The organism is Pseudoflavonifractor sp. (assembly GCF_050943825.1).
Lineage (GTDB): Bacteria > Bacillota > Clostridia > Oscillospirales > Oscillospiraceae > Pseudoflavonifractor.
Window position 1 is genome coordinate 416,642 of record NZ_JBMNPX010000001.1, and the last position, 21,215, is coordinate 437,856.

General features: G+C 56.0%; 16 protein-coding genes. 6 read left to right on the plus strand and 10 right to left on the minus strand.

From position 1 onward, the window contains the following. Positions 1-56: 56 nt before the first annotated feature. Positions 57-359, minus strand: coding sequence for a hypothetical protein (locus tag ACOX7T_RS01915; RefSeq protein ID WP_433439344.1), 303 nt, complete (start codon positions 357-359; stop codon positions 57-59). 84 nt (positions 360-443) lie between these two features. After that, positions 444-1,835, minus strand: coding sequence for an MATE family efflux transporter (locus ACOX7T_RS01920; protein ID WP_433439347.1), 1,392 nt, complete (start codon positions 1,833-1,835; stop codon positions 444-446). A 405-nt stretch (positions 1,836-2,240) separates the two neighbouring features. Between ACOX7T_RS01920 and ACOX7T_RS01925 the strand changes: the two genes are divergently transcribed. Both ACOX7T_RS01925 and clpB read left to right on the plus strand, forming a co-directional pair. Continuing rightward, positions 2,241-2,669: an Hsp20/alpha crystallin family protein gene (locus ACOX7T_RS01925; RefSeq protein ID WP_433439350.1), complete on the plus strand. Its 429-nt coding sequence runs from the start codon at positions 2,241-2,243 to the stop codon at positions 2,667-2,669. Between the two features lie 183 nt (positions 2,670-2,852). Continuing rightward, the gene (gene clpB, locus ACOX7T_RS01930) at positions 2,853-5,483 is read left to right on the plus strand and encodes an ATP-dependent chaperone ClpB (protein ID WP_433439353.1); all 2,631 of its coding nucleotides are present in this window, start codon (positions 2,853-2,855) and stop codon (positions 5,481-5,483) included. A gap of 94 nt (positions 5,484-5,577) precedes the next feature. On the opposite strand, the gene ACOX7T_RS01935 is transcribed toward clpB, so the two are convergent. From ACOX7T_RS01935 to ACOX7T_RS01960, 6 genes are all read right to left on the minus strand, one after another. Beyond that, positions 5,578-6,444 (minus strand): DMT family transporter, encoded by an 867-nt coding sequence (locus tag ACOX7T_RS01935; protein WP_433439356.1) that lies wholly within the window; start codon positions 6,442-6,444, stop codon positions 5,578-5,580. A gap of 161 nt (positions 6,445-6,605) precedes the next feature. After that, complete coding sequence (locus ACOX7T_RS01940) at positions 6,606-9,341, minus strand: molybdopterin-dependent oxidoreductase (RefSeq protein WP_433439358.1); 2,736 nt, start codon at positions 9,339-9,341, stop codon at positions 6,606-6,608. Between the two features lie 112 nt (positions 9,342-9,453). Beyond that, the gene (locus ACOX7T_RS01945) at positions 9,454-10,896 is read right to left on the minus strand and encodes a Na+/H+ antiporter NhaC family protein (RefSeq protein WP_433439359.1); all 1,443 of its coding nucleotides are present in this window, start codon (positions 10,894-10,896) and stop codon (positions 9,454-9,456) included. A gap of 106 nt (positions 10,897-11,002) precedes the next feature. After that, positions 11,003-12,163, minus strand: a complete 1,161-nt coding sequence (locus ACOX7T_RS01950; protein WP_433439362.1) for a mandelate racemase/muconate lactonizing enzyme family protein — start codon at positions 12,161-12,163, stop codon at positions 11,003-11,005. Positions 12,164-12,168: 5 nt separating this feature from the next. Further along, a complete protein-coding gene (locus ACOX7T_RS01955; RefSeq protein WP_433439364.1) occupies positions 12,169-12,885 on the minus strand; it encodes an isochorismatase family cysteine hydrolase in 717 nt (238 codons plus the stop codon). A gap of 5 nt (positions 12,886-12,890) precedes the next feature. After that, complete coding sequence (locus tag ACOX7T_RS01960; RefSeq protein WP_433439366.1) at positions 12,891-13,589, minus strand: isochorismatase family protein; 699 nt, start codon at positions 13,587-13,589, stop codon at positions 12,891-12,893. 315 nt (positions 13,590-13,904) lie between these two features. Here ACOX7T_RS01960 and ACOX7T_RS01965 point away from each other — a divergent pair, with 315 nt between their 5' ends. The 4 genes from ACOX7T_RS01965 to ACOX7T_RS01980 all read left to right on the plus strand — a co-directional run bounded on the left by ACOX7T_RS01965 (position 13,905) and on the right by ACOX7T_RS01980 (position 18,861). Continuing rightward, a complete protein-coding gene (locus tag ACOX7T_RS01965; RefSeq protein ID WP_433439368.1) occupies positions 13,905-14,435 on the plus strand; it encodes a MarR family transcriptional regulator in 531 nt (176 codons plus the stop codon). 1 nt (position 14,436) lies between these two features. Beyond that, complete coding sequence (gene alr / locus ACOX7T_RS01970; RefSeq protein ID WP_433439371.1) at positions 14,437-15,585, plus strand: alanine racemase; 1,149 nt, start codon at positions 14,437-14,439, stop codon at positions 15,583-15,585. 176 nt (positions 15,586-15,761) lie between these two features. Continuing rightward, positions 15,762-17,039 (plus strand): helix-turn-helix domain-containing protein, encoded by a 1,278-nt coding sequence (locus ACOX7T_RS01975; RefSeq protein ID WP_433439373.1) that lies wholly within the window; start codon positions 15,762-15,764, stop codon positions 17,037-17,039. A gap of 439 nt (positions 17,040-17,478) precedes the next feature. Then, positions 17,479-18,861: a TrpB-like pyridoxal phosphate-dependent enzyme gene (locus ACOX7T_RS01980; RefSeq protein WP_433439376.1), complete on the plus strand. Its 1,383-nt coding sequence runs from the start codon at positions 17,479-17,481 to the stop codon at positions 18,859-18,861. A gap of 54 nt (positions 18,862-18,915) precedes the next feature. On the opposite strand, the gene ACOX7T_RS01985 is transcribed toward ACOX7T_RS01980, so the two are convergent. Further along, positions 18,916-19,530: an NUDIX hydrolase N-terminal domain-containing protein gene (locus tag ACOX7T_RS01985; protein WP_433439378.1), complete on the minus strand. Its 615-nt coding sequence runs from the start codon at positions 19,528-19,530 to the stop codon at positions 18,916-18,918. Between the two features lie 396 nt (positions 19,531-19,926). Next, a complete protein-coding gene (locus tag ACOX7T_RS01990) occupies positions 19,927-21,144 on the minus strand; it encodes an LL-diaminopimelate aminotransferase (RefSeq protein WP_433439381.1) in 1,218 nt (405 codons plus the stop codon). Positions 21,145-21,215: the final 71 nt, after the last annotated feature.

Sequence of the window (21,215 nt, forward strand, 5' to 3'; positions counted from 1 at the left end):
ACAGCGTTCTGAACCGGCAATGCCGCGTTCAGAACGCTGTTTTCATGTCCCTTTTCTCAGTGTTTTCTATACTGGCTTCCGCAGTTTCTGCACCAGGCGACCAGAATGTTCCGTGCCTCTGTCTCGCTGGTTCCGCTGCCTTCTCCAGTAATGTAGCTCGCGGCCTCCTGCCAGGCCTCTGCAGACCAGACGCCCTGGGGGGCATCCCGTATCACCTGTTCCAGTTTGACCGCCACTGATGGAAGGCGCAAATCAGAGAGATATGCGCAACCGCTTCTGTCCGACAGATAATCCAGCAGTTCTTCGCATACGCGCTCTGTTTCCTCCATCGCGCTCGTCCTCCATTCCTGAATCAGCAAATCTGCCTCCTGCCCCGTTCCGGACACAGAAGAAAGATTTGCGACCGGATTCGCCGTGTATTTTAACACATTTTCAAATTGAAATCAACCATCGGCTTTGGCGCCCCGCAGCCGGCGCAGATCCTCCATTCTTCCGGCAATCATCTTGGGGAAGAAGAGCAGGAACAGCACAGTGGTCACAATGGCGCAGAACACGTCACACACCGGCTCGGCGTAGAATGCCGCGTCGGCAGTCAGCAATATGGGGAAGAGTACCGTTCCGGTGAGGAAGGTGGCCTTGCGGAACAGGGAGCAGAACAGAGACAGGCGCAGATGACCCATGGCAGTGGTCTCGTCCACCAGGGTGTACTGCACCGCCAGGGGGATAATACCGAAGGTATACACCTTAATATAGGCCACCGTCCGGGCCATCAGGGCGGCGTCTGCCGTGAAGAGGCGGACGAACAGTGGCGAGAGGGTGTAGGTAAAGACGGTCATCAGGGCGGTGAAGGCCAGACACAGGGCACAGATGCACCGGATGGCCTTCTTAATCCGGTCAGGCTGCCCGGCGCCGTAGTTGAAGCTGACCACGCTCTGGCAGCCGCCGGTGATGCCGCCCATTGGCATGGTGATGATGCACATGTAGCTCTGGACAATGGTGGCGCAGGTGACCAGGATGTCTCCCTCCCCCGGCCCACCGTACCGCTGGAGCATGGCGTTGAGGACAATGAGGAGCACGCTGTCGGTGGCGATAATCAGGAAGGGGGTCAGACCGAAGCTGGCAATACGCCCCACCACACGCCACTGGAAGCCGCCCCAGCCCAGCCGCACCGGCATGGACTTCCGCCGCAGGAGGAGAAGCACAAGGACGCAGGAGCACATCTGGGAGATGACGGTGGCGATGGCAGCGCCCGCCACATCCAGCCCCAGCAGGTAGATAAAGATGGGGTCCAGGACAATGTTCATCACCGCGCCCACCAGGACAGTGGCCATACCCAGCCCGGAGCGGCCCTGGCAGATGAGGAAGCTGTTCATGCCCGTGGCCATGAGGGCGAAGAAGGTTCCGGCGGTATAGATGGTCAGATAGGTGTTGGCGTAGGGAAAGGTGGCCTCACTGGCGCCGAAGCACATGAGCAGCGGCTCCCGCAGCAGCAGGAACAGGGCGGTGAGCACTCCCGAGAGCACCAGCAGCATGAGAAAGCCGTTGTTGAGTACCCGCTGGGCCTCATCCCGGTTGCCCTCGCCCATGCGCATGGCCAGGTTGGGCGCGCCGCCCAGGCCCACCAGGGTGGCAAAGGAGGACAGCAGGGTCACAATGGGCCCGCATACGCCTACCCCCGCCAGGGCTACGGTGCCGATATCGGGAATATTGCCGATGTACATCCGGTCCACGATACTGTACAGCACGCTGACCAGCTGGGCCAGCATGGTGGGGATGGCCAGACGAAGGATCAGGGGACCAATGGGATCCTTCCCCAAATCGTTCTTATGTCGCACACTATCTCTCTCCTTTTTGTCTGTCAGACAGACTCATTCCGGCCCATTATAGCCGATCCTTTTCCTGCCGTAAAGGGGGTAATTCCTTATTATTTTATTCCCTGTTCCGCCGTCTTTTTCTCTCTGGCATCACTCTGCTATTTTTCTTTCATTTTTAGCACTCTATTTTTACGAGTGCTAACGTTTACAATTTAGACATAATTTATTGTATATTTGTTCACAGTCCAGAAGTATACTAAGCACAGAAAAAGAGATAGAGAGGTTGAGCGGAACAGAGTTCAGCCCTCTGAAAGGGGATTTGCAACATGCGTGGTCGCCATGATTAGCAGAGTGATAGTTCGACTGCCAGAGTCCTACAGTTCCCAAAAACACAATTTTAAAACCAAATCCAAAGGAGAGATTTCTATGTTTGGTATGCTTCCTTTTGAGCGCAGCAATGACAATATGTTCGATACATTTGATAATTTCGCCCGTGACTTCTTCCGCAGCAGCAACACCTCCCTGCCCGCCTTCCGTACCGACATCCGTGAGGTCAACGACAAGTACGTGCTGGAGGCTGAGCTGCCCGGCTTCAACAAGGAGGACATCACCCTGGATGTAAAGGATGGTATCCTCACCATCACCGCCGAGCACAAGGAGAACAGCGATCAGAAGGACGAAAAGGGTAACTACCTGCGTCGTGAGCGCCGCTACGGTTCCTTCTCCCGTTCCTTTGACATCACCGGCATCGACGAGGCCGGCATCACCGCCGCCTACAACAACGGGGTGCTGGAGCTGAACCTGCCCAAGGCCCAGCCCGTGGTCCCCGAGGCGCGGAGAATCGCCATCGAGTAAGGGAACGCTGCGGGAGCCGGTCAGCCTTGGCTGACCGGCTCCCTTTCCCTTTTCATTATTCCTAGAAAAAAGGTATGGACTTTCCGTCCAAAAGATAGTAGATTATTGGCGGGATGGGAATTTCCCCCTCCCCCACCCCAATTCAGAATCTGTTTTACACCCTGAGAGGATGTGACTTACCATATGAACGCCAACAAGTATACGCAGAAATCCCTGGAGGCCATCCAGGAGGCCCAGGCCGTGGCCACCGAATACGGCAACCAGCAGATTGAGCAGGCCCACCTGCTGCTGGCCCTGCTGGAGACCGAAAACGGTCTGATTCCCCAGCTGCTGACCAAGATGGGCCTGACCGTGCCCTCCTTTGCCGCCGCTGTGAAGAACGAGGTTCAGAAGCTGCCCCGTGTGTCCGGCTCCGGTCGGGAGCAGGGCAAGATCTACGTGGCCCAGGACGTGGACAGGGCCCTCAACACCGCTGAGTCCATTGCCGAGTCCATGAAGGACGAGTTCATCTCCGTGGAGCACCTGCTGCTGGCCCTGGTGGACTGCGCCAACAGCAGCCTGAAGCACCTCTTCCAGACCTACCGCATCACCAGAGAGGGCATCCTTCAGGCCCTGTCCTCCATCCGGGGCAACCAGCGGGTCACCAGCGACAACCCCGAGGAGACCTATGACGCCCTGAAGAAGTACGGCTCCGACCTGGTGGAGCGTGCCCGCCAGAACAAGCTGGACCCGGTCATTGGCCGTGACGACGAGATCCGCAACGTGATCCGTATCCTCAGCCGCAAGACCAAGAACAACCCCGTCCTCATCGGTGAGCCCGGCGTGGGCAAAACCGCCATCGCCGAGGGTCTGGCCCAGCGTATCGTCAAGGGCGACGTGCCCGGCAGCCTGAAGGACAAGACCATTTTCGCCCTGGACATGGGCGCCCTGATTGCCGGCGCCAAGTACCGGGGCGAGTTTGAGGAGCGGCTGAAGGCCGTCCTCAACGAGGTGAAGAAGAGCGAGGGTAAAATCATCCTCTTCATCGACGAGTTGCACACCATCGTAGGCACCGGCAAGACTGAGGGCGCCATGGACGCCGGCAATCTGCTCAAGCCTCTGCTGGCCCGCGGCGAGCTCCACTGCATCGGCGCCACCACCCTCAACGAGTACCGCCAGTACATCGAGAAGGACGCCGCTCTGGAGCGCCGTTTCCAGCCCGTGCTGGTCAATGAGCCCACTGTGGAGGACACCATCGCCATCCTCCGCGGCCTGAAGGAGCGGTACGAGGTGTACCACGGCGTGAAGATCACCGACAGTGCCATCATCGCCGCCGCCACCCTGTCCAACCGCTATATTACCGACCGGTTCCTGCCCGACAAGGCCATCGACCTCATCGACGAGGCCTGCGCCATGATCCGCACCGAGATCGACTCCATGCCCACCGAACTGGACATCATCCAGCGGAAGATCACCCAGCACGAGATCGAGGAGGCCGCCCTGAAGAAGGAGACCGACAAGATCTCCCTGGAGCATCTGGCCGAGATTCAGAAGGAGCTCTCCGACATGCGGGAGGACTTCAAGGCCCGGAAGGCTCAGTGGGAGAACGAGAAGAACGCCATCGGCAAGGTCCAGAAGCTCCGCGAGGAGCTGGAAAAGGCCAACGCCGAGCTGGAGAAGGCCCAGCGGACCTATGACCTGAACAAGGCCGCCGAGCTCCAGTACGGCCGCATCCCCGAGCTGCACAAGCAGCTGGAGGCCGAGGAGGCCCTGGCCCAGCAGGGGAAGGAGAACTCCCTCCTGCGGGACAAGGTCACCGAGGAGGAGATCGCCCGCATCATCGAGCGCTGGACCGGCATCCCCGTGGCCAAGCTGATGGAGGGCGAGCGTGAGAAGCTGCTCCACCTGGAGGACATCCTCCACAAGCGGGTTATCGGCCAGGACGAGGCCGTGCGACTGGTGTCTGAGGCCATCCTCCGCAGCCGTGCCGGCATCGCCGACCCCAACAAGCCCATCGGCTCCTTCCTGTTCCTGGGCCCCACCGGCGTGGGCAAGACCGAGCTGGCCAAGACCCTGGCCGAGGCCCTGTTCGACAGCGAGAAAAACCTGGTGCGCATCGACATGAGCGAGTACATGGAGAAGTTCTCGGTCTCCCGGCTCATCGGTGCCCCTCCGGGATATGTGGGCTATGAGGAGGGCGGTCAGCTCACCGAGGCCGTCCGCCGCCACCCCTACTCCGTGGTCCTCTTCGACGAGGTGGAGAAGGCCCATCCCGATGTGTTCAACGTGCTCCTCCAGGTGCTGGACGACGGCCGCATCACCGACAGCCAGGGCCGCACCGTGGACTTCAAGAACACCATCATCATCCTCACCTCCAACCTGGGCAGCCAGTTCCTGCTGGACGGCATTGACGCCGACGGCGAAATCAGTCAGACCGCCCGTGACCAGGTCAACGACCTGCTCAAGCACTCCTTCCGGCCCGAGTTCCTCAACCGGCTGGACGAGATCGTGTTCTACAAGCCTCTGACCAAGAGCAACATCACCCACATCATCGACCTGCTGGTGGCCGACCTGAACCGCCGCCTGGCCGACAAGCAGCTCACCGTGGAGCTGACCCAGGCCGCCAAGGACTTTGTCATCGACAGCTCCTACGACCCCATCTACGGTGCCCGTCCCCTGCGCCGCTTCGTGCAGCACACCGTGGAGACCCTCATCAGCCGCAAGATCATTGCCGACCAGGTCTCCCCCGGCGACACCATCACCGTGGACTGCCGGAACGGTGAGCTCACCGTGGACACCCATCAGGTGCTCACCGGCGAGGTTGTGGACGGTTAAACCACAAGCCAACAGATTTCCCCATTTACAGTTTCCACCCAAAAAGGATGTTGAAACTCCAAGCGGTCTGGCGCTTATGCGCCAGACCGCTTTCTCATTTTATCTTGTAATTTAACAGGAAAATGGCAAGCAGCAGAATCATCACGCCCAGCAGTCTGTCAATCGTAATCTGTTCATCAAACAGAACCGCGCCGCTCACCATGGCAACCAGCGGTGAGGAAGATGCCAGGATAGCGGCCCGGCCGGCCGGGAGAACCTTCAGGCTCCAGGAGAAGAGATAGCTTGCGCCGCATCCCACTACCCCGCCCAAAAGAAGACATGCCACGATGTTTTGCCACACAGCAAACGCGCTGGAAAGAGGCCGCAAATCCGGCCAGACAATCAGCGCACACAGGAACGCGCCGACCCACGTGTAAAAATTAACCGTTTTGGGGGAATAACCTCGCCCGACAGCAATCCGGCTGAAGATACAGAAAAGCGCATACGCCACGCCGGAGATAGCCGCCATCATAATCCCGTCAATCGATATACCGCTTTCTTTAAATGCGCCGGAGACAAGTGCGCTGCCCAAAAGGGCCAGGAACAGCGCCGCTGCTTTCGTTTTTGTTAGTTTTTCTTTCCAGAACACACAGGAAAAAACAAGCACAAAGAATGGATATGTAGAGCTCAGCGTCGATACCACGGCCAGCGGTGCAAGCGTCACCGCACGAAAATAAAAGAACGCAAAGCAGAACTGACCAAGGACTCCGCCTCCTAAAAATATCCAGAGATCCCTGATGCGTATGCGCAGTTCTGTTCTCCTCCGTGCCATCATCAGGCCCAAAATTAAAGCTGCAATGCCAAAGCGCATCACAGCAATCTCCTCAGCACTCATGCCTCCGCTGTTGAGTATTCTGGACAGCGGACCGGCAAGTCCCATGAGCAGGCCGGATGCAATCGCCGCCAATGTATATCGTTCCATACTTTTTCCTCCCTCCATTAAAGGATAGCAGGCGAAAGCTCTCCCGTACCCAGCATATCACGTCGTTGATCGGTTTGAACAAGTTTGTAAAATACCTGGTTACACTTCTTTATTTTGGAATCGCAGGCCCTGCCGCAATCATTTGGCGGCAGGGCCTGTATTTATGATTTTTCATTCTTTTCTTTGAGAGCGGAAAGGATATCTTCCGGACGCACAGGCGTCTTGTAGAAGCGGACCCCAATGGCATCATACAACGCATTCAGTACCGCAGGCGTCGAAGGAACTGTTGCTACTTCCGAGCACCCTTTTGCACCGTAAGGGCCTTCAATATGCGGGTCTTCCACAATGACAATGTCGTATTTGGGAGTCTCATGAATCCTCGGCAGCCCCAACTTTCCAAAGGTCTTCTGATCCGGTTTCCCGTCTGTGTAGGAGAAGCCTTCCGACAGCGCATAGCCGATACCCATGGAATTGCCGCCCTCTACTTGCCCGGCAATTATCTGCGGATTAATGGCGCGGCCCACATCATTGGCACATATGATATGCAAAATCCGTACATTACCCGTCTTTTTATTCACTTCAAGAATGACGCAGCCTGTAAGAAATGCATAGCCCCGATAATTCTGATATGGGTTTCCGTCCTTCTTGGCTTGCTCCTGCCCCGTAATGCCATAGGTTTTCGGCGCCTCATAATAATATCGTGTCTCTCTGCTCTCCCCCGCTTGCCAGGGATTTGCTGCAAGGCTGTCCCGCATTTGCTCTGCCGCCTTGTACACAGCACAGCCCGTATCCAGCGTCTGCCGCTCACTGACAGCCTGGCGGTGCGGAAGCGTATGAGCAGTATCACCGCTGACAAGGTCAAAGGCATCTTCATCTTCATCCAGCGTTTCCGCGGCAATCTGAACCATTGCTGTACGGAATCCCTGCCCCATATCAATGCCAGAAAGCGCCATTTTATAACGCCCATCCGGCAGTTTGGTCAGGATACATCCGCCGTTGTCCGGATTGCCCTTTCCGACGCCAACATTTTTAAAGCCGCTGGCCACGCCGACGCCAAGCACCAGGTCCGGATCGTTCTTCTCACGATACATTTCCCGGTAGTGTGCAATGATGGGCTTTGCTTTCTCCTGGCAGGCCTGAATGGTCCGCAGAATGCCCACACTCTCTATCACAGTCTCCGTTGTTATGGTCTTGTCGCCGGGAACAAGCGCGTTGCGCAGGCGAATCTCAAACGGGTCCAGTCCCAACTTTTCCGCGGCCTCATCAATCATTGTCTCAATACAATTTGCACTTTGATTGATACCAAACCCCCGGAAAGCACCGCCCTGGGCCGTGTTGGTCCGTACCGTACAGGCATGGATTTGCGATGCATTAATCCGGTAAGGACCTAAAGCGAAAATGCACCCCTGTTCCAGAACTCCGCCGCTCAGACCGGCATAGGGTCCCGCATCCGAGGCAATCTCCGCCCTCAGCGCGCTGAAGTGTCCGTCCTTATCCACCCAGAAGCTGTACTTGTTGTGATAACGGTGCCGTTTGGCCGTAAGCAAAAGGGACTCGCTGCGTTTCAGCGTAATCTGAACCCTGCGGCCGGTGACCATTGCTGCAATGGCCGCGTGGGGCTCCAGATAGGAGTCACATTTCTTTCCAAAGCCTCCCCCCAGCGGTGCGGCAATGACGCGAACGCGCTCTGTCGGCAGATTCAAAATAGGCAGCAGCATGCGCTGAATCTCAAAAGGCGACTGTGTACAGCTGGTAACCACCACGCCGCCTGTCAGCGGATCCAATTCTCCAATGCAGCATTCCGGCTCCAGGCAGCCATGCTCTTGCCGCTCAAAGTAGTAATCTCCCGTTACCGAGATCAGGTCATTCCGCCCCATCTCCCCATCGAAGTCTCCGGAAGAAAAGTCAATGGTACGGATAATCTGTTCTCCGCCAACAGCGCGGCTCTCCTCAATTTCAAAAATACCAGGCAGGACCTCATACTCTGTTTTAACCAGCCTGGCCGCTGCCCGAGCGGCGGACTCCGTCTCCGCAATCACCATGGCGATGATGTCTCCAAGGAACTTGACTTCTGTCTGACAAAAAACAGGCTGTTCCGGATTGAAGGTGCCATAGGAATTGCGGCCGGGTACATCCTTGTAAGTAAGCACCCGGACCACGCCGGGGGCATTCTCCGCCTCTCCACAGTCGATGGACAGTATTCTTGCGTGGGGATACTTCGACCACACGAACGCGCCATAAAGTGTACTGTCATCACCGCGGTCACAGGTATATGGCAGCGTTCCGCGCACTTTCTGCGCGCCATCACAGTCGGTCCTGCTTTTTCCAACATGTCGTCCCGTCAAGCCGATGGCAGTGGCGTCAGCAGGGTCGGAGTAGGTGACAAGTTCAATGCGTTCCAGGGTACGCATGCTCTCAAGGTCGGGGTCTTCCCCCCGCAGTCTGGCCGCAGCCAGATGTACAGCCTCAATGATCTTCACATAGCCAGTGCAGCGACAATAATTATTCTTCAGCCCTTCGCAGATCTCTTCATCTGTCGGGTCCGGATTTCTGTCCAGCAGGGCCTTGGTCGCCATAATCATGCCAGGTGTGCAGAATCCACACTGTACGGCTCCAATATCCAGGAACGATTGTTGAATGGGATGCAGCGCACCATTTTCCCCGTGAAGTCCTTCGATTGTTAATACCTTTTTCCCGTCCGTCCTGTCAAGGCGTGTAACACAGGCGCGTTCCGCCTTGCCGTCAATGACAACAGTGCAGGCCCCGCAGTGTCCGGTACCGCACCCTTCTTTGGCGCCCTTCATGCAGGCGACACCCCGCAGATACTGCAGCAATGTCATCCCTTCTGCTTCTGCTGTCACAATGCTTCCATTCAGTTCAAACGTTACTTTTTTCATGTGGATTCGTCCTTATTGACACATTTAGAATATTTCAAAAACTCTCTGTCGCTCCGGCACGAGAAAGCAGACGCATCCTCGTGCCGGAGCGACAGGATAAACTCAGCCTAGATTACTGGCTTGTCGCAACTTCTTCTGCCGCAAATTTCTCCATCTCTTCCTCGGTATACATCTTGGCCTTAATATTAAAGAAGCCGAAGATAAAGTCGAGCACAATCACCAGGATATTGAAGAAAACGAACGGCGCAAAGACGCCCACATCCACACCGGTCTGCGTGGCCATGTACTGGCAGCCCACATTCCAGGGCAGGAACGCCACAAGGCAATTGGCAATATTGTTAATGATGCGGCCTGCGTTCTCAGGCTTATAGCCGGCTTTTTTGTAAAGGGGGCACATCATGGTGCTGACAATCGTCATGCAGAAGTAGTAGGTGCCTACCATCATGGTCGTGATGATGCTGGATACACACGTAGTACCCGTCAGGCTGCGGACACTCTTCATATGCTTGCTCAGCGCAGAGATGACAACATCCAAAACGCCGGTGCCCTTCAGGATACCGCCGACACCGAGAGAGCCTATAATAATCGCCACCAGATCATACATGCTGGTAAACCCGCCGCGGTTCAAAAGGGAAGATACCAGAGCGTTGTCACTTGTGGCGGTGAAGCCGCTATTCATGTAATTAATGACCTCAGCAAGACTGAAGCCCTGGAAGAACACGGCCACAAGAATACCCACTACGCTGCCGCAGAGGATGGACATCAGGGCAGAATACCGCAGAACCATCATGACAATTACAACAGCCATGGGGATCAGAGAGACCCAGCTGATGTTGAAAATAGCCTCCAGGCTGGTGAGGATATCATTGATACTGGCCATGTCAATGGTGTGCCCTGTAAAGTTCATGCCGATGACCGCATACAGAACAGCAGAAATAATCCACGTCAGAATGGCGGTGATGCTCATGTGCTTAATGTGATCCCAAAGCTTGACATGGGTGACGGTAGCCATGAACAGAGGGGCGTCAGACACAGGAGACAGGCCGTTGCCGAAATATGCGCCGGAGATGACAGAACCGGCTACCAGTCCGGGAGGAAGACCAAGTCCCAGGCCGACACCCATCATCGCAACACCGATTGTGGCCACCGCTCCCCAGGATGTACCAATGGGAAGGGAGACAACGGAAGTCAGGATGAACGCAACCAGCAGGAAGACACTCGGAGAGATAATCTTCAGTCCCCAATAGATGATAGACGGAACGGTACCGGCGCACAGCCAGATGGAGATCATACCGCCAATGGCGACCATAAGGGCCATGACGCCGACTGCGGGGCGAATCATTTCCAGGGCAAATTTTTCCACCTGATCCAGATTGTATCCTAAGTAGAGTGCAAAAGGAACCAGAACCAGCCAGGAAAGCATCATCACGACTACAATCGGCGCATTTGCAGCGGTCAGCAGCACCGCGATGACTGCGACAAGAACCACAAGTGTGAGAATAGCGAAGCCAAGGCTAGCTTGCCTAACTTCCCTTTGAGTTTTCTCTTTTTTCATCAGCTCTACCTTCCTCTCAAAATAGATACAGCTTCGTTTGGATTTGTCCCCAAAGTCTCTTCTCAAAAACGCCACAGAGAAGAATTACATTGGTAGACAGCAAACATTATTTTTCCAGTACGGTAAATGCTTTGACCTTGTCCTCGTCCAGTTCGACACCGAAGCCAGGTCGATCCGGGCAGTACATGCACCCATCCTCCCTGTTGATGCGGAGGGGCTCCTTCACAATTCCCTGAAAACTCTCCGGCCCAATGGAAGGCGGATCATGGGGCAGCTCAAGCCAGGTTGCATTGGGATAGGAGCAGATGGTCGTCAACGCCGCGGCGACGCCTGTGCCGGGAACCCACCCGTGAATATTGCACAGCTTATTGCCGTGTTTTTCTGCCATTGCAGCGACCTTCCGCACCTGACTGATACCGCAGCAGAGTGTGATATTGGGCATATAAATGTCATAGCAGTCATTGTCAATCAACGTTGCAATGTCCTGAATTCCATTCATAATCTCGCCGCCGGCAATGGCGATATCCGTGTGCTCGGTCAGGCGGCGGATGCCATGGATATCATAGTGGTCCAGCGGTTCCTCCAGCCACAGGACACCAAGCGCATGCAGCTCCTTCGCAGTTTCCAGTGCACGCTCATAGGTCCAGAACGGAACTCCACCCTCAAAGTTCCGATCCCGTACCGGCCCCTGGTTGGCGTCACAGATGATGGTCATTCTGTCGCCCACAGCCTTGCGGATATTCTCCACAATGTGGATGTCCTCTTTGAGCGTAGGCTTGAACAGGCGCAGCTTGACCGCGCGGAATCCCTCTTCCAGCAGGCGAAGCGCATCCTCCTGCCGCTGCTCATCGCTCCGCATCTCGCACATGGCGGCATAGACCGGGATGTGATCACGGTAACCGCCCATGACCTTGTAGGTAGGCTGGCCGCAAATCTTGCCAAGCAAGTCCCAGAGTGCGTTCTCCACAATCCAAGGCCGCGGAGCAAGACGTCCGTCCCCTTTCATGCGGTTTGCAAGGCGCTCAATCATCATGGGATCTTGCCCAATCAGCCAGGGTGCAATCATATCCTGAATAAACTGCATATAGGTGGGAGTCAGTCCGAAGGGGAACTCGCCGCAGCCATACCCCTCCAGCCCCTCATCAGTTGTAACCCGAACCAACAGGATGTGCTGATGCGTCTCCAGTTTCCCGGGGTACCAAGTCGGCTCGAAAGGCTTTTCATACGGGACTTTCAGCCAGTATGTTTTGATCCCTGCTATCTTCATTGCCGTCACGCCTCCCCGGCAGCCTTCTGTGCGCGCCACTCGCGGAGCAGCTCCTCAGCATTTGTGTTGAGTCCAATGTAGCGGGATACCATCAGTCCGGCAGCCGCTTCATCGCTGGGGTTGGAGCCGCGCGTCATATCAGCACAAAGTATCACTTTGTAATCCTTGCTTCCTGCATAATAGGCAGTGCACAGGTCACAACAGTTTGTCATAATTCCAGTGATAACCATAACATCCTTATTCAGCGCACTCATGACCATCTGCAGGTCAGTGGTTTCAAATGCAGTCACTCGCTTCTTGGTATTGACTACAATGTCCTCCGGCTTGTTTTCCACCACAAGAGCACTCCACTTTGTACCCTCAAGCCCCAGGTTGCCGTAGTATTTCGTGCTCTCGGACATGCCCAACATGGAATAGTGGCCCTCGGTAATCCGCCGCCAGCCAGATTCTACGCCTTCAAAATCACCCGCACGATAGGTATTGACGATATGGATAACGGGAATCCCCAGTTTCCGACAGGCTGCATTGAATCGATTCACATCATCAATAATATCCCGGCCGCGGGCGCTGGGCGCCGGACAGTCAGCCTCAGGGTCCAGGTGTCCGCCATGCATATCCAGCTCTACAATGGCAGCGCAGTTCCAGTCGATGTAATCCTCAAACCCTTCGGGCAGAGGAACCATATTTCCGTTGATATTAATCTTCATACCGGTAAGGGACATGTCCTTTACTCCTTTCCTGTAACATTGGCGCAGATTTCCGCGGCCAGTTCACCGCTCTTCACAACCAGGCCGATGAACATTGTACAGGCTTTGGCACACTCCTCGCCCAAATCTGCAAAGTAGGGGGCGAACAGGTCTTCCACTACCAGGCACTTAAAGTCCTTGCACATACCCACAAAGCCGGTTCCCATACCGAGGCAGTCCAGACCCGCGCCAACCAAAATGATAATCTTTCGTCCCAAAACCTTGAGCAGGAATTCCAGTTCTGTTCCCTCAAACGCGTTGTGCCGCTTTGGAGAAAGGAGCGTCAGATCCCCCTCTGCTACCTCTGTGGCAAACTCGCATAGCGGACTGCCCGCCTCCAGCGCCGGGTTGGGGAATGCCTTCTTCCCTGACAGGGGCGTAATGCGAAGATATTGTGCATTGCGCAGGTCGAGACCATCTCTGCGGAAGGAGAAGCCCGCGTGAATGATAGGGATTCCATCTTTTCGACACTCAGACTCAAAATGATTGACACCTTGAATTAGCTCGCTGCTGGTTGTTTCGTCAAAATAGTCTGCTTCCAGGTTTCCTTTCTGCATTCCAAGTTCTAGTACGACCATTTGTGACACATCCAAGAAATCGTCAAACTTTGGAGATACCTTGATCCGGCCACCTTCTACCGGGACACGAATAAATTTTGCTGTTAAATTTGTCTTTGGCATAGTCGGTTGTCTCCTTTTTCAGTCGAACGTGGAATAGGGCCCTTTTACCGACACCAATATACTATCGCCTTTATATAAATGTTAACTATTTTATAAACTAGGACTCAAAAATGTCTTATTATATACAAACCACTCTTTTATGTTTTGTGTATAATGTATATATTAAGGTTTTTAATTTATTATTTATTGGTTATATTATATTTTATTCCTTTCTTTTTTGTTTCCTTGAAAATATTAAAAATTACATTATCTTTTCTTCTTGTAAACAACAGAGTAGAATGATATGATAAAAAAAACGATAGAGGAAGTGTTGAAATGACAAAGCATCAGTTGCTTATCCAGCAGTTTCGACGATATGCCAACAACGTGGATTTAATTACCCGAGCTCACTCCACTGAAATACTCAACGGGTATGGCAACTCAGAGTTAAACTGTATTGACTGTATCGGTCGCGCAAAACGCCCCACCGCCTCCAGTATCTCCAAAGAAATGGACATTACACGCAGCGGTATTTCCAAGGTGCTGCGGAGGCTGGTTTCCAAAGGGGCAATACAGTCTTATCAGATGCCCAGCAATCAGAAAGAGATTTATTACTGTTTGACGCCCTATGGCCAGGAAATCTTTAAGCAGCATCGGCTGCGCCACCAGAACTGGGAGGATCGCGACCGCATGTTCTTTCAGAGTCTGAGCAGCGAGATGTTGGATACGGCACTTCAATTCATGAATATCTATAATGGATACCTGGAGATGAAAGTTGCAGAGTTATCTGAACAAGCCAACAAGTCTTTGAACGATTTGGAGCCCCAGGACTTACCGGAAGGGTGCACAGATGAGGGAGTAGATTGATATGTACAGACACGAGACAGCATTATGTCCGCAAAACCGCTGCTGGCTGGAAATCGACCTGAATCGCCTGCGAAAAAATTGGGAAGCCGTCCGTTCCTTCTGTACCAAAGGCTGCGAACCCATGGCCGTGGTAAAATGTAACGGGTACGGTCTTGGTGCGGTACGAATCGCACAGGAGTTGGAAGCCGCAGGCTGTACTATTTTTGCTGTCGCCGATCTGGAAGAAGCTCTCGAACTACGCCAGGCAGGCATCTGCTCGCCGCTCTTCCTCCTGGGTCCAATTGCGCCCTCTGATGTAGCTATTGCCGCAGAGAAAAACGTCATTGTCCCCATTGTGGATGTTCCACACGGACGCGCCTTATCTGCAGCAGCAGTATCCCATGGTTTGCGTCTCCGGACACATATAAAAGTCGATGTCGGCCTTACCAGGCTGGGCATTCCAGTACCCGGAAGAGAAACGGATGCAGCATCCGAGGTGCGCAGCATACTGGCTCTTCCCGCCATTACCAACGAAGGAATCTTTACACATATCTCCGGTATGATGGATCCAGAACTCGACTACTTAAATGTCAGCCAAGTCGAGCTCTTCCAAAGGTTTATTCAATGCCTGGGAGACGAAGGCAGACACCTGAAAAAGCACTGCGCCAGCAGTCTGCTCTTCCTTCGTCATCCTGAGTATCACATGGATTATGTGCGCCTCACATCTGTATTCCTCGGTATCCAGAAGGGTGCCTCCAGTCCCCATCTCCAATGTGTTGCTGCATTAAAAGCAAGACTTCTGCAGATCAAACACGTTCCAAAGGGTACAAGCATCGGGTACTGGATGAGCTATGTTGCCCAACAGGATATGCAGGTCGGCATCGTAGGCATCGGCTATGGTGATGGACTCATTCGCTCTCTTGTGTCAGGTGCAGAGATGAGCATATGCGGAAAACGCGTCCCGGTGGTAGGAAAACTCTCTATGACCTTTGCCGCAATTGATATTACATCCGTACCCGAGGCCAAGGTTGGGGATGTTGTAACAGTTTTTGGCTCTGGGGATGACTGCCCCACCGTTTGGGACTATGCTGATTTGTATGGGGGACACCCCTGTGAAGTACTTACCATGCTAAAGGATCGCATTCCCAAGAAATATATCCAACAAGAATAAGCGTTCTTGCGGCTCGGTCTCCAGTCGAAAATTACTCAGAGTTTTGACCCTTTTAACCCCGCAAACTATTGGAAATACAGGGATTCTACCGTTGGTTTACCTCCTCCCACCACAAAGCGGTTGCCAAATTTCCTCCGCTCCGCTATGCTGGAGACAGAAAGAAGGAGGTGCCACATATGGACAGTATCCGAACCGGCAGCTTTATCGCCTTCCTCCGTCGGGAGAAGGGCATGACTCAGAAGGAGCTGGCCTCTCTGTTAGGCGTCAGCGACAAGGCAGTCAGCAAATGGGAACGCGGCGAGAGTTATCCCGAGGTTACCTTGTTCCCCGCTCTGGGCGCAATTTTGGGTGTTACTGCCGATGAATTGATGGCAGGGGAACGCCGCCCTCAGGCTCCCGCAGAAGCCCCCGAACCAGTCCGCGTCCCCGAGCAGGCCCTTTATCCCCTCCTGATGGACAATGTCCGGGAGAAGGCAGCCCGCAGCGCCCTGCTGGCCTGGCTGCTGGTGGTATTTGGCTTTTTGGTCAAGTATGCTTTCTCCGGCAACAGCCTCAGCGAAGGCGCACTCTTCCCCTGGCTGGCCCCCGGGGCCGCCGCCCTGCTGGGCATCGGCGGCGCGGTGCTCCTCTTCCTGGCCTCCGGACAGTTCTCCGCCTCCCGGCGGCAGTACCACGCCATGTCCGGCCTCACCGACAGCCGCACCCTCTCCCCCTATATTCTGCTCTTCGCCCTCACCGCGCTGTTCCTGCTGTCCAGCCTGACTCTGGACGCCATGGTAGGCAGCAGCGTGCTCAATGCTAAGAGTGACAGCCTAGTGGTTCTCAAATCCAGCACCATCAATCTCTCCATTGTGTCCGCCTGTGTACTGGCCGCCGCCAACCTGGCCATCCGCCGTTGGGGTGACCGGCGGCCTGACCGTCCGGACAAGCTGGAGATGGCTGTTACCCTTCTGACTACTCTTGTGACTGTGGTGGCCGCCCTTCTGCTAATCCGTTTTCTGTGGGACGCAGTGGAGCAGGGGCTTTATCAGCGGCCGCCTCTGCCCGACCTGGGCGAGGACAGCCCCCAGTATGGTGGATTCGACTACCTCAAATATCTGGTGTCCGGCCTTCAGTACGGTCTGCCCGGCGTGGCTCCCACACTCTTCGGCGGCATCGGGGTCTGTGCTCTGCTCAACCTGTTCTGGATGGTCCGGCGGCGGGACCTGCGCAGCGTGGTGTGTGGCCTGTCCAATCTGGCTATCCCCGGTCTGGTGCTTGGCTGCTTTGACTTTTGGTTCAAGTTGGCTCCCTTTTACAGCGCGTGGAACGAAACCTGGAACGGCACTGATTCCACCACCTTCCTTTTTGTCGTGGTAATCGGTCTGTTCGACCTGTTCCTGGCTGCCGCCCTCACCCTCCGGCATCTGGCGGGCGCGGCAGTGCCGGTCCGTCAGCGCACCGCTGATAACTGAAATGCTCATGGGCGGGCGGAAAAATTTTTCCGCCCGCCCTGAAATTTCTGCTTGACATTTTCCTCCATCTGCGCTTATAATTTAGCAAAGCAAATCGATAAACCAATGACGAAGAGGAGTAGCCCGGAGAGAAAGCCTCCCAGAGAGCCGCGGATGGTGGAATCGCGGCAGGCGGACGCCGGGTGAATGGACTTCCGAGGGCACAGCGAACGGGCCGAGGCCTCAGTAGCGCGACGGGGACTCCACCCGTTATCAGGGGAGCCTGCGTTTTTGGACGTGGGAAAGTGAGCGGGCATACGGCGCACCGTATGTCAATCCGGGTGGTACCGCAGAGGTCTTCGGCCTTTGTCCCAGAGAACAGAAGTTCTGGGACGAGGGTCTTTTTTGTTGCCTTCTCCCAGAACAGCACCAGCAAAAATACTGAGAAGGAGCGATTACCATGACAAAGATTCCTCACCGCCTGTACCTCACCGAAGACCAGATGCCCCGCCAGTGGTACAATCTCCGGGCTGACATGAAGGAACAGCCCGATCCCCTTCTGAACCCGGGTACCCTGGAGCCCCTCAAAACCGAGGAACTCTACCCCATCTTCTGTGAAGCCCTGGCCAGGCAGGAGATGGACGGCCAGACCCGCTACTTTGATATTCCCGAGCCGGTCCGGGAGGTCTACAAGATGTACCGCCCCTCTCCCCTCATCCGGGCCTATAACCTGGAGAAGGCTCTGGGCACCCCCGCGAAAATCTACTACAAGTTCGAAGGCAACAACACCTCCGGCTCCCACAAGCTCAACTCCGCCGTGGCCCAGGCCTACTACGCCAAGGAGCAGGGCATCACCCGGCTCACCACCGAGACCGGCGCCGGCCAGTGGGGCACCGCCCTGGCCGAGGCGTGCAGCTACTTCGGTATTGACCTGGACGTATTCATGGTCAAGTGCTCCTACGAGCAGAAGCCCTTCCGCAAGGCGGTAATGGGGGTCTTTGACGCCAATGTGACTCCCTCCCCCTCCATGACCACCGAGGCGGGCCGGAAAATCCTGGCCGAGAACCCGGGCACCACCGGCAGCCTGGGCTGCGCCATCTCTGAGGCGGTGGAGTCCGCCGTCTCCACCCCCAACTCCCGGTATGTGCTGGGCAGCGTGCTCAACCAGGTGCTCCTCCACCAGTCCATTATCGGTCTGGAGAGCGCCCTGGCCATGGAGCAGCTGGGCGAGTACCCCGACGTGGTAGTAGGCTGCGCCGGCGGCGGCTCCAACCTGGGCGGCCTCATCGCCCCCTTCATGCGGGATAAGCTGACCGGCGTGAAGAACCCCCGTATTGTGGCGGTGGAACCTGCCTCCTGCCCCTCCTTTACCCGCGGCAAGTACGCCTATGATTTCTGCGACACCGGCAGGGTCACCCCCATGGCCCGGATGTACACCCTGGGCAGTGGCTTCATCCCCTCCGCCAGCCACGCCGGCGGCCTGCGCTACCACGGCATGAGTCCCATCCTGTCCAAGCTCTACCACGACGGGTATATGGAGGCAGTGAGCTATAGGCAGACCGAGGTCTTCGAGGCTGCTGTTCTCTTTGCCAAGCTGGAGACCATCCTCCCCGCCCCCGAGTCGGCCCACGCTATCAAGGGCGCTCTGGTCGAGGCTATGAAGTGCAGGGAGACCGGCGAAGAAAGGACCATTCTCTTCGGTCTCACCGGCACCGGCTACTTCGACATGACCGCCTATGAGTCCTACCTCAGCGGCTCCATGAACGACCACGTCCCCACCGATGAAGAGCTCCAGAAGGGCTTCGATACCCTGCCCGACATTCCCCAGAACAAAAACATCTGAGCACAGAAAAGCCCCCGGGCCGCTTTGCGGCCCGGGGGCTTTTTATGTATCATGTCAGTCAAATTCCGGCTGCCAGCACTCGTCCTCGGCAGCCCGGTAGCACATGGCAATCTGCTCCGCCGTTGTCTTGTCCTCACACAGAGGCGGCAGGCTGTCCTGGTCAAACCAGCCGCTGGCCACGGTCTCCAGATTGGCCTGGAACTCGCCTCCCACCAGCTGGCAGAGGACAAACACCTTGCAGATGCCGTTGAGGAAGGCGGGTGTATTGTGCCGGTTGCGGTCCTGAAGAGCGATAATCCGCTCCGCCATGACGGCCAGACCGGCCTCCTCCCGGACCTCCTTTTCCGTGTTGTCCCGGATACTCTGATCCACGTCCACCCATCCGCCCGGCAGCGACCACAGGCCATTGTTCTCCTGCACCAAGAGAATCTTTCCCTCCTGGAACACAGCCGCCCGGGTCTCCAGCTTGGGGGTCTGGAAGCCTGTCTCACAGCAGAACAGCTCCGTCACTTTGCTGAGCGGAATATCAGTCTGATGGCTCACCATCTCGGCGGCAATCTCACGAATGCGCTGAAACCGTTCCAGATCGTAGGGGTCCTTGGAATAAGTCAGACCAGCCTGGGCCAGAAATTGCAGTTCCCGTGCCCAGTCAATCCATGGTTCGTTCATAAAAATCCCCCATTCCGCCGCAATACGCGGCATCAATAGAATCAATATCCCCCGCAGTGCGCGGGAAGTCCTTCTGCCGCCATTGCCAGCTGTCCCAAAGGGGCAAGGGGCATGCTCTATCTTAGACGATATTTCTATACCAACTTTTTCTTATTCTATGATAATACAATCTTCTCGAAATATCTATGTAAAAATCGTCTTAATTTTGGTATTTCGTCGCAATATCTATCCCACAGGCATAAAATTTCACAGGTATGGAGTGCTCCGCGATGATAGTCGGGGCTAACGAACATGAATTTTTTGTGTGCAAAGACCGGAACAGCCTAAATACCGGGATTATGAGCATAACAAAAAAGAGGCCGGCGCTGAATGCGCCGGCCTCTCTGAGCCGAAAGTTTAAAGCACCTTGCGGATCCGCTCCACAGCCTCCACGGTGGCGTCCGCGCCGCCGAAGGCGGTCAGGCGGATGTATCCCTCGCCGCTGGGGCCGAAGCCGGCGCCGGGGGTAGTGACCACGTTGGCCTGGTGGAGCAGCTTGTCGAAGAACTCCCAAGAACCCATGCCGTCGGGGGTCTTGGCCCAGACATAGGGGGAGTTCTCGCCGCCGGACACGGTGAGGCCAGCGGCCTTCAGGCCGTCAAAGATGACCTTGGCGTTGCGCTTGTAGAAGGCAATGTTCTCCATGACCTGAGCGTGTCCCTCGGGGGTGTAGATGGCCGCGGCACCCCGCTGGACTACGTAGGGCACGCCGTTGAACTTGGTGCACTGGCGGCGGTTCCACAGGGCGTTCAGACTGGCGCCGTCCCGCTCCAGAGCCTTGGGCACCACGGTGTAGGCGCAGCGGGTGCCGGTGAAGCCGGCAGTCTTGGAGAAGGAGCGGAACTCGATGGCGCAGGTCTTGGCGCCGGGGATCTCGAAGATGGTGTGAGGGATATCCGGGTCGGAGATGAAGGCTTCATAGGCGGAGTCGAAAAGAATCACGCTGCCGTTGGCGTTGGCCCAGTCCACCCAGGCCTGGAGCTGGGCACGGGTAGCCACGGCGCCGGTGGGGTTGTTGGGGAAGCAGAGGTAGACCAGGTCGGCCTTCTCCTCAGGGATGGCGGGAGCAAAGCCGTTCTCCGCCACGCAGGGCATGTAAACCAGGTGGTTCCACATACCGGTGGCCTCGCTGAAGTCACCGGCCCGGCCGGCCATGGCGTTGGTGTCCACATAGACAGGGTACACCGGGTCGCACACCGCCACCACATTGTCGGTGCCGAAGATATCGCCGATGTTGCCGCAGTCGCTCTTGGCGCCATCGGAGACGAAAATCTCGGAGGGGTCGATCTCCACGCCCCGGGCGTGGTAGTCGTGGGCGGCAATGGCCTCCCGGAGGAAGTCGTAGCCCTGCTCGGGCCCGTAGCCGTGGAAGCCCTCGGCGGTGGCCATCTCGTCCACAGCGGCGTGCATGGCGGCGGTGACAGCGGGCACCAGAGGACGGGTCACGTCGCCAATGCCCAGGCGAATGAGCTTCTTGTCCGGGTTGGCGTCGGCGTACACAGACACCCGGCGGGCGATCTCGGAAAACAGGTAGCTGCCGGGCAGCTTAAGGTAGTTGCGGTTAATGGTGGTCATATGCATCCTCCGTATCTGCTCCGCTCCGGGAACCCGGGCGGAAATTTTCTGCTGTAAAGCGCTAGTTTGGC

Excerpts from the sequence above, each read along its gene's own strand:
- ACOX7T_RS01925 (WP_433439350.1), top strand. The coding sequence starts at position 2,241 with ATGTTTGGTATGCTTCCTTTTGAGCGCAGCAATGACAATATGTTCGAT.
- clpB (WP_433439353.1), top strand. The coding sequence starts at position 2,853 with ATGAACGCCAACAAGTATACGCAGAAATCCCTGGAGGCCATCCAGGAG.
- ACOX7T_RS01935 (WP_433439356.1), bottom strand. The coding sequence starts at position 6,444 with ATGGAACGATATACATTGGCGGCGATTGCATCCGGCCTGCTCATGGGA.
- ACOX7T_RS01940 (WP_433439358.1), bottom strand. The coding sequence starts at position 9,341 with ATGAAAAAAGTAACGTTTGAACTGAATGGAAGCATTGTGACAGCAGAA.
- ACOX7T_RS01945 (WP_433439359.1), bottom strand. The coding sequence starts at position 10,896 with ATGAAAAAAGAGAAAACTCAAAGGGAAGTTAGGCAAGCTAGCCTTGGC.
- ACOX7T_RS01950 (WP_433439362.1), bottom strand. The coding sequence starts at position 12,163 with ATGAAGATAGCAGGGATCAAAACATACTGGCTGAAAGTCCCGTATGAA.
- ACOX7T_RS01955 (WP_433439364.1), bottom strand. The coding sequence starts at position 12,885 with ATGTCCCTTACCGGTATGAAGATTAATATCAACGGAAATATGGTTCCT.
- ACOX7T_RS01960 (WP_433439366.1), bottom strand. The coding sequence starts at position 13,589 with ATGCCAAAGACAAATTTAACAGCAAAATTTATTCGTGTCCCGGTAGAA.
- ACOX7T_RS01965 (WP_433439368.1), top strand. The coding sequence starts at position 13,905 with ATGACAAAGCATCAGTTGCTTATCCAGCAGTTTCGACGATATGCCAAC.
- alr (WP_433439371.1), top strand. The coding sequence starts at position 14,437 with ATGTACAGACACGAGACAGCATTATGTCCGCAAAACCGCTGCTGGCTG.
- ACOX7T_RS01975 (WP_433439373.1), top strand. The coding sequence starts at position 15,762 with ATGGACAGTATCCGAACCGGCAGCTTTATCGCCTTCCTCCGTCGGGAG.
- ACOX7T_RS01980 (WP_433439376.1), top strand. The coding sequence starts at position 17,479 with ATGACAAAGATTCCTCACCGCCTGTACCTCACCGAAGACCAGATGCCC.
- ACOX7T_RS01985 (WP_433439378.1), bottom strand. The coding sequence starts at position 19,530 with ATGAACGAACCATGGATTGACTGGGCACGGGAACTGCAATTTCTGGCC.
- ACOX7T_RS01990 (WP_433439381.1), bottom strand. The coding sequence starts at position 21,144 with ATGACCACCATTAACCGCAACTACCTTAAGCTGCCCGGCAGCTACCTG.